This window comes from Microbacterium resistens NBRC 103078, assembly GCF_001552355.1.
Lineage (GTDB): Bacteria > Actinomycetota > Actinomycetes > Actinomycetales > Microbacteriaceae > Microbacterium > Microbacterium resistens.
Window position 1 is genome coordinate 1 of record NZ_BCRA01000049.1, and the last position, 12,874, is coordinate 12,874.

The 12,874-nt window shown below is 71.0% G+C and carries 14 protein-coding genes; 10 read left to right on the forward strand and 4 right to left on the reverse strand.

Features of this window, described 5'->3' with window-relative positions:
- The 7 genes from MR1_RS20080 to MR1_RS09330 form a co-directional block, all read left to right on the forward strand.
- A partial coding sequence (locus MR1_RS20080) for a hypothetical protein (protein ID WP_067245374.1) occupies nucleotides 1-1,399 on the forward strand: 1,399 nt, incomplete at its 5' end.
- Nucleotides 1,396-2,109, forward strand: coding sequence for a DNA-3-methyladenine glycosylase (locus tag MR1_RS09305; protein WP_067245472.1), 714 nt, complete (start codon nucleotides 1,396-1,398; stop codon nucleotides 2,107-2,109). The genes MR1_RS20080 and MR1_RS09305, both read left to right, overlap by 4 nt.
- Before the next feature lie 169 nt (nucleotides 2,110-2,278).
- Entirely contained in the window at nucleotides 2,279-2,515 is a 237-nt protein-coding gene (gene rpmB / locus MR1_RS09310) for a 50S ribosomal protein L28 (protein ID WP_067245377.1), read from the forward strand.
- Nucleotides 2,515-2,685 carry a 50S ribosomal protein L33 gene (rpmG, locus tag MR1_RS09315; protein WP_046014935.1) on the forward strand — a complete coding sequence of 57 codons (171 nt, stop codon included), beginning with the start codon at nucleotides 2,515-2,517 and terminating at the stop codon, nucleotides 2,683-2,685. Before rpmB ends, rpmG begins: the two co-directional genes overlap by 1 nt.
- A 2-nt stretch (nucleotides 2,686-2,687) precedes the next feature.
- A complete protein-coding gene (gene rpsN / locus MR1_RS09320; RefSeq protein WP_067245380.1) occupies nucleotides 2,688-2,993 on the forward strand; it encodes a 30S ribosomal protein S14 in 306 nt (101 codons plus the stop codon).
- 409 nt (nucleotides 2,994-3,402) lie between these two features.
- Nucleotides 3,403-3,690: an HU family DNA-binding protein gene (locus MR1_RS09325; RefSeq protein WP_045250850.1), complete on the forward strand. Its 288-nt coding sequence runs from the start codon at nucleotides 3,403-3,405 to the stop codon at nucleotides 3,688-3,690.
- Between the two features lie 143 nt (nucleotides 3,691-3,833).
- The gene (locus MR1_RS09330) at nucleotides 3,834-5,855 is read left to right on the forward strand and encodes a cytochrome c oxidase assembly protein (protein ID WP_067245382.1); all 2,022 of its coding nucleotides are present in this window, start codon (nucleotides 3,834-3,836) and stop codon (nucleotides 5,853-5,855) included.
- Nucleotides 5,856-5,879: 24 nt separating this feature from the next.
- On the opposite strand, the gene MR1_RS09335 is transcribed toward MR1_RS09330, so the two are convergent.
- Complete coding sequence (locus tag MR1_RS09335) at nucleotides 5,880-6,956, reverse strand: hypothetical protein (protein WP_067245384.1); 1,077 nt, start codon at nucleotides 6,954-6,956, stop codon at nucleotides 5,880-5,882.
- A gap of 121 nt (nucleotides 6,957-7,077) precedes the next feature.
- On the opposite strand from MR1_RS09335, the gene MR1_RS09340 reads away from it, so the two are divergent.
- The gene (locus MR1_RS09340; RefSeq protein ID WP_067245387.1) at nucleotides 7,078-8,463 is read left to right on the forward strand and encodes an ATP-dependent DNA helicase; all 1,386 of its coding nucleotides are present in this window, start codon (nucleotides 7,078-7,080) and stop codon (nucleotides 8,461-8,463) included.
- A gap of 233 nt (nucleotides 8,464-8,696) precedes the next feature.
- Here MR1_RS09340 and MR1_RS09345 read toward each other — a convergent pair whose 3' ends face one another.
- The gene (locus MR1_RS09345; RefSeq protein WP_067245390.1) at nucleotides 8,697-9,344 is read right to left on the reverse strand and encodes a biliverdin-producing heme oxygenase; all 648 of its coding nucleotides are present in this window, start codon (nucleotides 9,342-9,344) and stop codon (nucleotides 8,697-8,699) included.
- A 91-nt stretch (nucleotides 9,345-9,435) separates the two neighbouring features.
- A complete protein-coding gene (locus MR1_RS09350) occupies nucleotides 9,436-9,744 on the reverse strand; it encodes a DUF2470 domain-containing protein (protein ID WP_067245393.1) in 309 nt (102 codons plus the stop codon).
- A 158-nt stretch (nucleotides 9,745-9,902) separates the two neighbouring features.
- On the opposite strand from MR1_RS09350, the gene MR1_RS09355 reads away from it, so the two are divergent.
- Both MR1_RS09355 and corA read left to right on the forward strand, forming a co-directional pair.
- Nucleotides 9,903-11,216 carry a serine hydrolase domain-containing protein gene (locus tag MR1_RS09355; protein ID WP_067245395.1) on the forward strand — a complete coding sequence of 438 codons (1,314 nt, stop codon included), beginning with the start codon at nucleotides 9,903-9,905 and terminating at the stop codon, nucleotides 11,214-11,216.
- Between the two features lie 40 nt (nucleotides 11,217-11,256).
- A complete protein-coding gene (corA, locus tag MR1_RS09360) occupies nucleotides 11,257-12,273 on the forward strand; it encodes a magnesium/cobalt transporter CorA (RefSeq protein WP_067245397.1) in 1,017 nt (338 codons plus the stop codon).
- Nucleotides 12,274-12,318: 45 nt separating this feature from the next.
- Here the strand turns inward: corA and MR1_RS09365 are convergent, their stop codons facing one another.
- Nucleotides 12,319-12,834, reverse strand: coding sequence for a hypothetical protein (locus MR1_RS09365; protein WP_157517992.1), 516 nt, complete (start codon nucleotides 12,832-12,834; stop codon nucleotides 12,319-12,321).
- Between the last annotated feature and the right edge of the window lie 40 nt (nucleotides 12,835-12,874).

A 12,874-nucleotide genomic window follows, 5' to 3' on the forward strand; every position in this document is an offset into this window, starting at 1 on the left:
GACCGACGGCGCCGCGGCCGCCTCGTCGGATCGCGGGCGCCGACCACGGTTCGCGCTGCTGCTGGGCGGCGTGCTGGGGGCCCTCGTGCTGCTCGTCGGGGGGCTGAGCGCGGTGAGCCTGATCCAGGGGCCTCGCGTGAGCAGCGTGTCGGTGGACCCGCGCGCGGCGATCGAGTCGTCCGGCACCCGGCTCATCCTCCGGGCCAACGAGCCGCTGGCCGAGGTCGCCCCCGAGCAGGTGACGATCGAGCCCGCCGTGCCCTTCACCCTCGACACCGCCGGCCGAGCACTCGGGATCCGCTTCACCGTGCCGCTGGACGACGACACCGAGTACGCCGTCACCGTGGCGGACGTCACCGGCACCGGCGGCGGTCCGGCCGGGGCGCTGCACACGACCTTCCGCACCCCCCAGTCGCAGATCTTCCTCCTCCAGCGCGACGCCGAGGGCGACGACACCATCTTCCGGACGGACCTGGGCGGAGAGCGCGCCGTGCCGGTGTACAGCGCCGCGCAGATCCAGGACTTCCGCGCGACCGCCGATCGGCTGGTGGTCGCGGTGGAGAAGGGCGGCCTGTCGTCGTTGCGGGTGATGGACCTCGACGGCACGCACGAGGAGGAGCTGCCGCTCCCGGGCGACGGCTACCTGTCCATGCTGCAGGTCTCCGATCGGGGCGGCCTGGTCGGCTACACCTTCACGGACGAGAAGATCTCCGCCACGAGCGGGCGTGCGAGCGTGCTCGTGACGCAGTCGGTCCGCGGCGGAGACCCCCGCATCGTCGAGGTGGGCGGATCCACGCCCAGCGTCGCGGAGTGGCAGTTCGTCCCGGACACGTCGTCGGCGCTGTTCGTGGACTTCACCGGCACCCTGTGGGTGGACGACCGCTCGGCGGAGGCCGGGGCGACCAACCTCGGACTGGCGCAGTCGATCCTCGGGATCTCGCGGGGCACGTACACCGCGATCATCGAGCGCTCCAACACGCTGCTGGAGCTCGATCTCGCCGACGGATCGGAGAAGCCGCTGGCGCCGTCGAACCCGGACTACGGACTGTCCACGTCGATCACGCCGTTCCCCGGCGGCACTCTGCGCCACACGGTGGACCGCGACGCCTCGGGCCTGCCGACGGGTCAGGGCATCGCGCGCGTGGACGACGACGGCACGGCGCAGATGCTGCTGTCCGTCACCGGATCGGATGCGATCATGCAGGCGTGCCCCTCGCCGAGCGGCCAGTACTCCGCGATCGTGGTGGCGCCGAACCTCGTCGAGAACCCGTACGACCGCTCCCTGCTGCCGCTGCCGAAGACGCTGCAGACGCACATCCTGGACACCCGCACCGGCGAGGAGAAGGTCGTCCTCGCCGGGTTCGACGCGTCGTGGTGCGCCGTGGGGCCCCGCCGATGACGCGGACGCCCGGCGCGGCGTCCCGGCATCACCGCGCGACGCGCGCCGAGCTGGCCGATCTCCCCGTGGAGGTCGCCCCGCGTCTGCTCGGATCGAGACTGCGCACGGTGCTCGACGGCGAGGAGACGGTCCTGCGCATCACCGAGGTCGAGGCGTACCACGGCAAGGGGACCGGGGAGACCGCGGATCCCGGCTCCCATGCGCGGATGGGGCGGACGGCCCGCAACGCCACGATGTGGGGCGAGCCGGGTCATCTGTACGTGTACCTCAGTCACGGGATCCACTCCTGCGTCAACGTCGTCTGCGGCCCCGAGGGGTCGGCCGGCGGGATCCTCCTGCGCGCAGGCGAGGTCGTCGAGGGCGTCGAGACCGCCGCGCGACGCCGTGGCGCCGCGACGCCTCTCACCCCCGTCGCCGCCCGGGATCTCGCGCGCGGCCCCGGCCGGTTCGGACAGGCCTCGGGCCTTCGCCATCCGGCGCACGACGGGATCGACGCGGTCACCGGCGCCGAGCGCGCCGGCGCCGTCGCCGAGCTGTGGCTCGCGGACGTCGACGCGGATCCGCTCCCGATCGCGCGGGGCCCCCGCGTCGGGGTGGCAGGGCTCGCGGGCACCGCGGCGTTCCCGTGGCGGTTCTGGATCGAGGGCGACCGCACCGTCTCTCCCTTCCGCTGGGGGCGCGGCGCGGCCGAGGCGGCTGCGGCGCTCTAGCCGGACGCGTCAGGCCCGGGAGTCGCGCCGTGCTAGACTGACTCTTTGTCTGCGCACGCTCCTGTGCGTAGTTCGTATGCCTCCCCGTTCCGAATGTGCGGACGAGGCGTGCAGACAAGGGATCTTGGGTGGGGCCGTCCGGCCTCACGGTAATGAAGGAGTCACCATCATGGCAGCAGTGTGCCAGGTGACCGGTGCTGTTCCCGGCTTCGGTCACAACGTCTCGCACTCGCACCGCCGGACGAAGCGCCGCTTCGACCCGAACGTGCAGAAGAAGACCTACTACGTCCCGTCCCTCGGCCGTAAGGTCACCCTGAACGTGTCCGCCAAGGGCATCAAGGTGATCGACGCGCGCGGCATCGAGAACGTGGTCAAGGACCTCCTTGCGAAGGGTGTGAAGCTCTAATGGCGAAGAAGGCTCAGGACGTCCGTCCGATCATCAAGCTGCGCTCGACGGCGGGCACGGGGTACACCTACGTGACCAAGAAGAACCGCCGCAACACCCCCGACCGCCTCGTGCTGAAGAAGTACGACCCGGTGGTTCGCAAGCACGTCGAATTCCGCGAGGAGCGTTAATCATGGCCAAGAAGAGCAAGATCGCTCGCAACGAGCAGCGCAAGGCGGTCGTCGACCGCTACGCCGAGCGTCGTCTGGAGCTCAAGAAGGCTCTGGTCGACCCGAACTCGACCGACGAGCAGCGCGAGGCCGCCCGCGTCGGCCTGCAGAAGCTTCCCCGCAACGCGTCGCCGGTGCGTCTGCGCTCGCGCGACGTCATCGACGGCCGTCCGCGCGGTGTCCTCACGAAGTTCGGCATCTCGCGTGTCCGCTTCCGTGACATGGCGCACCGTGGGGAGCTCCCCGGCGTGACCAAGTCGAGCTGGTAAGCACGACGCCTTCGGAAGGGGCGAGGATCTTCGGATCCTCGCCCCTTCTGCGTCTCTGCCCGTCTCCCTTGCCCTGCCGCGCTGCCGCGCTCCCTGCCCTGCCGCGTTGCCGCGTCGGAGAACCCGCGCATCGGCGGTGGATCCGACGTGCGGCCTCCGCCGGAGTGGCAGTCGTCCGCTGTTGTGGCCGCCGCACGGGAAGGGGCGCGGGCACGTCTGGGGATCACGGGTGTGACTGGTGTGACGCATGAGGCGCGACACGCCGCCCCAATACGTGGAAACCCGCGAAATGACGCGGAAAAACGGGGCGGAGTTGATACATTCGAGGCGGTCATTCGACCAACGGGGGGCGTCCGCCCCGCGGAACTTCGAAAAACAAGCGACGAGCCTTTCGTCGCTGGAGGATGACATGGCTGACAAGTCCATCACCAAGACCGAGCTCGTCGCGAGCATCGCCAGCGCCACCGGTCAGAGCCAGGCTGCTGTCTCGGGCGTGCTCGACGCTCTGTTCGCCACGGTCTCGGACGCCGTTGCCAAGGGCAGCAAGGTCTCGATCCCGGGCTGGATCTCCTTCGAGCAGGTCGCGACCGCCGCGCGCACCGGCCGCAACCCGCAGACCGGTGCCGAGATCAAGATCCCGGCCGGCAAGCGCGTCAAGGTGACCGCCGGCTCCAAGCTCAAGGCCGCCGTCAAGTAAGACGTCTCGCCTCGAAGGCCGTCCCGCAGTCGCTGGGGGACGGCCTTCAGCGTCCCCACCGGGCTGCGCCGGGGGCGCATAGGTGACGCGCCTAGGCTGGAGGGGTGAACCGCCCGTCCAGTCCGCCCCCGACGAAGGGCGTCGTGTCGACGCAGGCCGCCGTCTCGCGCATCGCGGGACCCGTGATCCTCGTGGTGGCCGCCGTCGTCGCCGCGCTCGTCGGACTGGCCCTCGGCGGGGGCGCGGCTCCGGCCGTGATCGCCGACTCGGGGCCGGTGGTGCGCTGGGGGCTCCCGCTGGTGAAGCTGCTCAGCAACCTCAGCGGCGCCGTCATGCTGGGCTCGCTCGTGCTCGCGCTGTTCGGGCTGCAGAGCGGGAAGCGGTCGTTCGACGTGGCGCTGGACGCCGCATCCATCGGCGCCGCGGTGTTCACGGTCTCGTCCGCGGGGGCGGCCTTCCTCACGTTCATGAACGTGTTCCCGGTCAAGCTCGACTCGGGGCCCGAGTTCGGTGCGCAGTTCGGGCGGTTCCTCGTCGAGACCAACCTCGGTCGCGCCTGGCTGATCACCGTCCTCGCCGCGGCCGTGATCACGATCTCCGCGTTCGCCTTCCGCAGCTGGCTCGCGGCCCTCCTCACCGCGATCCTCGCGGCGGCGGCCTTCATCCCGCTCGCCACCGAGGGACACGCGGGCGACCTCGCCGGGCACACCGCCGCGGTGAACTCGATCCTGCTCCACACGCTGGGCGCGGCCGTCTGGCTCGGCGGCCTGGTGCTGCTGGTGATCCTGCACGGCACGCGCACCGAGCTCACCCGCTTCGGCCCGCTCCTGCGCCGATACTCCGCGATCGCCCTGGCGGCGTACGCCGTGGTCGCCGTCTCGGGCGTGGCCCGCGCCATCGTCGCCGTCGGCACCTGGGAAGCGCTGTGGTCCTCCGGATACGGCGCGCTCGTCATCGCGAAGGCGGTGCTGCTGCTCCTGCTGGGCGCGTTCGGCGCCTGGTACCGCACGCGGCTGATCCCCCGCATCGAGACCGCCGGGAACGCGACCCGCTGGTTCTGGACCCTGGTGCTCGCCGAGCTCGCGCTCATGGGACTGGCCTCGGGAGCGGCGGCGGCCCTGGCCCGCACGCCCCCGCCGACCGGGACCGAGCCGGCGTCGTCCCGGACGCCGGCGGAGATCCTCACCGGATCGCCCCTTCCGCCCGAGTTCACCCTCGACCGCTGGTTCACCCAGTGGAACATCGACCTGATCTGGCTGACCGCGGCGGCGTTCGGGATCGTCTTCTACCTCGCCGGCGTCCGCCGGCTGCGGGCCCGCGGCGACTCCTGGCCCGTGCACCGCACGGTCCTCTGGATCCTCGGCATGCTGCTGCTCGTCTGGGTCACCGGCGGGCCGATCAACGCCTATCAGGAGTTCCTCTTCAGCATCCACATGATGGGGCACATGATGCTGTCGATGGCGATCCCGTTGCTGCTGGTCTCCGGCGCGCCGGTCACCCTGGCGCTGCGTGCGATCGACAAGCGCGAGGACGGAACGCGCGGCGGGCGGGAGTGGATCCTCTGGGCCGTGCACTCGCCGTTCTCGAAGGTCGTCACGAACCCGTTCGCGGCCGCGGCCATCTTCATCGTGTCGCTGTGGGCGTTCTACTTCACAGACCTCGTGCGCTGGGCGATGAAGGACCACATCGGGCACCAGTGGATGACGATCCACTTCCTCATCTCCGGCTACCTCTTCGTGCTCTCCCTCATCGGCGCCGATCCTGTGCCCAAGCGCCTGCCCTACCCCGGCCGGCTGATCACGCTCATCGCGGTCATGGCCATGCACGCCTTCTTCGGGATGGCGATTATGATGCAGTCCGGGCTCATGGTGGCGGAGTGGTTCGGATCGATGGGGCGGACCTGGGGGCCGACGCCGATGGAGGACCAGTACATCGGCGGCGGCATCGCATGGTCGATCGGCGAGATCCCCACGCTCATCCTCGCCATCACCGTCGCGATCCAGTGGAGCCGCAGCGACGCCCGCGCGGAGAAGCGGGCCGATCGTCACGCGGACCGCACCGGCGACGCGGAGCTGGCCGAGTACAACGCGCGCCTGGCCGAGCTCGCGGAGAAGGACCGCCGCGCGGCGGAGCGGGAGGCGCGGCAGGCGCCCCGCCGGCGCTGACCGTCACAGGGATCGGGCGGCCGGTCAGTCGCCGTCGTCGATGGGCAGGTCCGGGGAGCCGACGACGATGGAGGCGGCGCCGTCCGGGAGCACCTGGATCGTGGCATCGATCCGGAACCGCACGTCCTCGTCCACCTCGCGGATGCTGCCGTCGTACAGCGACTGGACGTCGACGACGATGTGCGCGACCGCGTCCGTCGGCGGGATCCGCCAGTTCGCGCCGTCGGGCTCCACGGAGACCTTCGGCATCTCCACGATCGACCAGTGCGGGTCGGAGGCGAGCTTGTTCTGCACCGTCATCCCGAACGGGCATCCCGCCGGCATGAGGACCTGCTGCGTGGCGCACTGCGTGAGGAACTCGTCCACCCGCTGCTGCACCACCTGCACGAACTGGCCCGTCGGCTGGGCCTGGACGTCGACCGGGACGGTCGCACCGGGCGCGTCCGCGAGGACCCCGATCCCGGGCGTGGCCGACATCGGGGTGTCCACGCTCACGGAGTACAGGCCCGGGGAGAAGACGAGGAGCGGCACCGGCTCCAGCGGCGGCGCGTCCACGCCCCCGGCCGCGACCTGGCGCCGGTCGAGCTCGAATCCGTTCACCGTGAACTGCTCGGCGCCGCGCACCGTCAGCGACACGACCGCGAGGGGGCTCTGCGAGAACCGCCACGTCGGCGCGACACCGAGCCAGCCCTCCCTGGCGACGTGGAAGGTCGTCCGTCCGGCGTGCCCGCCAGCGCGGTACTCCACGGTGACGAGGATCTCGTCCCCGTCCGCGTGCTCGTCGGCGACGGTGTAGTCGGTCAGGGGAGCGAGAGCCGTTCCGCGCAGGAGCGCGTCCGAGGCGGCGGCCGCATCCCCGTCCAGCGCCTCGCGATCCAGGGCCACCCCGGGCAGGCGCAGGGCGTCGGAGGCGCGATGCTGCGCGAGGAGGTCGAGGTAGCGCGTGACGAAGGCCGAGGGGCTGTAGAACTCGCGGTACAGGGTGACGCCGCCGGCGCCCAGCGCGGCGACGAGAACGAGCGCGACCACGCCCAGCAGCGCGAGATCCGACGACAGGCGAGCCGGACGACGGCGCGTCGGGACGTCGCTCGGCTGCTCCATGGGCGCCAGTCTAGGCAGTGGGACTGTGCCGAGCCCGAATGCCCTCGGAGAGGTGCGCCGCGCCCGGGGGAGGGCGCCGTACCATGGTGTGCGCATCCCCCGTCCGAGAGCCTGAGCATCCGTGAGCATCCCCACCCTGTCCGACGAGCAGCACGAGCTGTTCCGCCTCATCGAGGACACCAGGGACCACGTGTTCGTCACCGGCCGCGCCGGGACGGGGAAGTCCACGCTCCTGCAGCACTTCGCCTGGAACACGAGCAAGCAGATCGCGGTGTGCGCGCCCACCGGGGTGGCCGCGCTGAACGTCGAGGGGCAGACGATCCACTCGCTCTTCCGCCTTCCCATCGGGCTCATCGCCGACACCGAGCTAGATCAGTCCGATGCCACGCGGAGGATCCTGAACGCGATCGACACGCTCGTGATCGACGAGGTCTCGATGGTCAACGCGGACCTCATGGACGGGATCGATCGATCCCTGCGCCAGGCTCGCGGGCGCCGGGGAGAGCCGTTCGGCGGCGTGCAGGTCGTGATGTTCGGCGACCCGTACCAGCTGGCGCCGGTGCCCCCGCGCGGCGACGAGCTGCGCTACATCCAGGACCACTACCGCTCGTTCTGGTTCTTCGACGCGAAGGTCTGGACCGGGGGCGCCGCCGACGAGGCGGGCATGCTGGACGTCGGCGAGCACGGGGCGCCTCTGCACGTGCGCGAGCTCGTCCGCATCCACCGGCAGGCCGACGACGGGTTCAAGGCGATGCTGAACGCCGTCCGGTACGGCCGGGTGACGGCGGAGATCGCGGGCGCGCTGAACGCCGCCGGAGCCCGGACGCCCCCGGAGCCGGAGCCGGGCGAGACGCCCATCATCACGCTCGCGACCCGCAACGACATCGTCAACAGCATCAATCGGCGTCACCTCGCCGCGCTCCCGGGGCGCGAGCAGACCGCGAAGGCCGAGGTGTCGGGCGACTTCGGACGCGGGGAGGCGAACTACCCCGCGGACGCCGAGCTCAAGCTGAAGGTCGGGGCGCAGGTGATGTTCCTGCGCAACGACGCCGGCGTGCAGGGGGAGCCGCCCCGCTGGGTGAACGGCACGATCGGCACGGTCACGCGGATCCTGGGCGACACGGTGCGCGTCGAGATCGACGGGGAGGAGGTGGACGTCGAGCCCGCCGTGTGGGAGAGGTTCCGCTACGCCTACAACCCGGGGACCAAGACGCTGTCGCGCGAGGTCGTGGCCGAGTTCACGCAGTTCCCGCTCCGCCTCGCGTGGGCCGTGACGATCCACAAGTCGCAGGGCAAGACGTACGACCGCGCGATCGTGGACCTGGGCTCCGGCGCCTTCGCGCCCGGGCAGACGTACGTGGCGCTGTCCCGGCTCACCTCCCTCGACGGGCTGTACCTGTCCCGTCCGCTGCGTCCGAGCGACATCCGCGTGGACGAGGACGTGCGCCGCTTCATGCGCGCGGCCTGGGAGGCGCGGCAGGGCTCGACCCCGGTCCTTCCCGCCTGAGCCTCCCGGCGGGGCGTTTCGTCTCGCTGCGCTCGCTCAACGACCGGGGGGCGGTTCTCGGTCGTTGAGCGAGGAGCGCAGCGACGAGTCGAAACGTGGTGACTCGGGGTGGGGGCGTTTCGTCTCGCTGCGCTCGCTCAACGACCGAGGAGGAGCGCAGCGACGAGTCGAAACGCGGTGACCCGGGGTGGGGGCGTTTCGTCTCGCTGCGCTCGCTCAACGACCGGCGGGCGTCAGGCGGCGAGGCGCTGCGCCTCGAGCTCCTCGAACAGCTCGGTGTTGAAACGGTAGGCGAGCAACACCTCGTCGATCACCCGCTCGCGCTCGGCCTCGTCCCACGGAGCGGCGTCCAGCTGCTCGCGGTAGACGTCCTTGAAGGCGGCGGGGTCGGCGATGGCGTCGAAGAGGTAGAACCCGATCCCGTTGGTCTCGAAGCCGAATCGCCGGGCCATGACCCGGCCGATGAACAGGCCCCCGGACAGGTCGCCGAGGTAGCGGGTGTAATGGTGGGCGACGAAACCGCCGGGCCAGGTCGCGCCGACCTGGCGGATCCGCTCCACGTAGCGGGCGGTCGCCGGCAGCGGCGCGATGCGCTCTCGCCACTCGGGGCCGACGAGGAAGTCCAGGTCCGCTTCGAGGGCGGGCAGCCGGGTGAGCGCGTCGCTGAGGAAGACGGACGCGACGGGATCCTTCCGCATCCGTTCGCCCACCTCTTCGAGCGCCTCGTAGATGAAGTAGTGCTGGGCGACGAGGGAGACGTAGTCCTCCCGGGACGCCTCGCCGCTCAGGAGCGAGGCCATGAAGCCGGCGTGCTCACTGCGCGAGTGCGACCCGGAGGAGCGCTCGCGCAGCGCCGCGGAGAAGGAGACGATCTCGGCCATGGCACGAGTGTAAGGCACACCTAACTTCCGCACCCAGCGAACGACGGGGATTCCGAGCCGGCGGATCGGGATCGCTCAGCCGGCTCGCAGGTCAGCCGTGCGGGCGAGCATCCACGCCGAGGGCGGCGCACGCGGCGTCATACAGGGCCACGACCTCGCGACGCACCTCGGGTCGCTCCTGGATGGGACCGCCCGGCCAGGGCACGCGCAGCGTCTCCGGAGCCCCGGACGTGCGGCTGACGGTCCACTCGCCGGCGTCCCCGTCGAAGCCGCGCATCGATGCCGAGACGATGTCGGCGCCGCCGAACGCGCGCGCGATGAGCAGGTTGTCGTCCTGATGATCGCCGTTCATGTGGCGGAGGACCGCCGCGACGACCTCGTCGGAGAAGGGGCTGGGCATGGCCCCACTCTACGCACGAGGGGAGGTCCCGGACCCGGCCCGCCGCCGGTCCGCGCAGGGGCGGGATCGGGATCATCCGTAGGGATGACGAGGACGCGGAGGCCCGGCCCTTAGACTCTCCTCAGACATCCAGGGGGGTTTCTGTGCACGGACGGACCATGCGTCGTACGCGCATCGCGGCAGCGGGAGCGGTGATCGTCGCGCTCGCGCTGACGGGATGCGCCCCCGAGTCGACCCCCGCGTACACGCCGGCTCCGCAGGTCGAGGGCGCGCTGCCGGAGGACCTCCAGACGCAGCTGCACGACGCCGTCGCGCACGCGATGGCCGCCAGCGGTTCCTCGGGCGCGGTCGTCGGCGTGTGGGCGCCATGGAGCGGCTCGTGGGTCACCGGGATCGGGACCGCGGGCCCCGGGGACGAGACTCCCGCCAGCACGGACATGGCCTTCCGCATCGGCGACGTCACCCGGCTCATGACCTGCGACGTGCTCTACGCGCTGGCCGACCGCGGCACCGTGGCCCTGGAGGACTCCGTGACGACGTGGGTCGCCGGCGTCCCCGATCTGGCCGACGTGACGCTCCTGGACCTCTGCAACGGCACGTCCGGCCTGGGGCTGAGCTCGTCGATCGCGGAGTCGAACTGGCTCTCGAACCCCACGCGCATGTGGAACCCGAAGGAGCTCGCGAGCTACGGGATGGAGCAGCAGCGCACGGCCCCGGGCGGCGGTTTCCGGGACTCCGACGCGGCGTACCTTCTCCTCGGCCAGGCGCTCGAGCGAGCGAGCGGCCAGAGCGCCGCGTCCCTGATCCGCACCTACGTCACGGGTCCTCTGGGCCTGAACAGCACGAGCCTCCCCTCGGCGCGGCCGGCCGCGCCGAGCGACGGGCCCGTGCTCGCGGGCACGTACGCGCCGCGGACGCCGGAGGGCGGCTACGACTGCGCCGCTCCGGTGGACGTCACGGTGAGCTCCGCGAGCATCGGGTTCACCGACTCGGGCGTGGTCTCGACGATCGAGGACCTCGGCCGCTACGCGCAGGCCGAGGCGAAGCAGGCGCTGCGCACCAAGGACGAGCCCGCCCGCTTCGGCGCGCCCCTGCCGGCCTATGACGGCGCGCCGTCCTGGTTCCAGGCGACGGGAGGCGGGTACCTCGTGGGGACGATGGTGGGACAGCAGGGCTGGGCGCCCGGCTACCTCACCGCCGCGTACTCGGACCCGGCGAGCGGCTTCACGGTCGCCGTCGTGCTCAACGGCTCCTCGGGCGGCGGTGCGCTGATCTCGGCGCTTGCCTTCGAGCTCGCCGCGATCGGGTCGAAGGCCCCCGCCGCCAAGGGCGCCGCCGCCCCCGAGTTCGGGCTCCCCTTCACCGCGGAGCAGTACCACGAGGTGATCGGCAGCCAGGCGATCTGCCCCGTCGACCAGCCGGCCGCGGAGGAGCCCGCCGGGGAGGACGAGGGCGAGGGCGACGACGACTGACTGTCGGTCGTCCCCCGAGCCGAGCGAGGAGGAGGCGTCGATGGCGATCGTCGACAACGGCATCTACGTCGACGGCGTGCGCACGGAGAACCCGGCGTCGCTCGCGGAGACCTTCGAGCTGATGCATGCCCGCGGAGGCATGGGATGGATCGGGCTCTACCGGCCCAGCGAGGAGGAGGTGCGCCAGGTCGCGGCCGAGTTCGGACTCCACGAGCTGGCGGTGGAGGACGCGCTGACCGGGCACCAGCGCTCGAAGCTGGAGCGCTACGGCGACACGCTCTTCCTGGTCCTGCGCCCCGCTCGGTACCTGGACGACGTGGAGGAGGTGGAGTTCGGGGAGCTCCACGTGTTCGTGGGCCCCACGTTCGTCGTCACGATCCGCCACGCCGAATCCCCGAGCCTGGGCCGGGTGCGCCACCGGCTGGAGAACGACCCCGCGCTGCTGGCGCGGGGCCCGGAAGCGGTGCTGTACGCGATCCTCGACGAGGTCGTAGACGAGTACGCGCCGGTCGTGGCGGGCCTGGAGAACGACATCGACGAGATCGAGGCGCAGCTGTTCGTGGCCGAGTCCGACCTCACTCAGCGCATCTACGAGCTCTCCCGCGAGGTGATCGGCTTCCAGCGGGCGACGCAGCCGCTGCGCGAGATGCTCGAGGCGCTGCTGCGGGGATCCGAGAAGTACGCCGTCGACGGCGAGCTGCAACGCTACCTGCGCGACGTCCTCGACCACACCATCCGGGTGATCGACCGCTCGGCCACCTTCCGCACGGTGCTGGACAACGCCCTCACGGTGGAGTCGACGATCGTCGCCCGCCGCCAGAACGACGAGATGCGGCGGATGACCGAGGAGAGCATCCGGCAGGGCGAGGAGGTCAAGAAGATCTCCAGCTGGGCCGCCATCTTCTTCGCCCCGACGATCGTCGCGGGCGTCTACGGCATGAACTTCGATGCGATGCCGGAGCTGCACTGGGTCTTCGGGTACCCCATGGCCATCGGGCTCATGGTGGGCGGCGCGTTCGTGCTGTACCTCGTCTTCAAGCGCAAGGGCTGGCTCTAGGACGCCGCCTCCTTCCGGATCCAGAGCGGCCGAATGCGGCGTCGGTCAGAGTGCCGGAACGGTGATGCGGCGCAGGTAGGGACCGCTAGCGCCGTGGTGCACGCGTCGGAGCGCGTGGAGGTCGAACTTCTGGAACGGCAGGAGATCCCGGATCGAGGAGAGGTAGTCCTGGAACTCTCCCTGATCCTCGAAAGGGAACAGCCACTCGGGCATCCCTGTCGACCGCCGCGCGAGAAACACGGACAGAAGGGAGTTGGGGTAGCGACGCAGACCACCACCGGGCCGCGGGACGGGAACGGAGTCCTGGCCGGGAAGCGGCGCTCCCGTTGCGGGATCCGTGAAAGCGAAGAAGTAGTCGAGCCGCGTCTCGACGAGAGGACGGACGGCAGGCTCGCTCACGTCCGTGGTGAAGGCGAATGCCAGGATGGCGTCGAGCATGGTGACGGACGGATCCCACGCGTGCTGCGTGTAGAGCCCGTCGAAATGAACCCGCGCCGCTCCGAACTGGCTCTCGAGCCGCTCGCGGAGGGTCCGGGTGCTCCGGTCGGGGTGGTCGTTCACCGTGACTCTGATGCTCTCGGGCGATTGTGCCGTCGTTGTC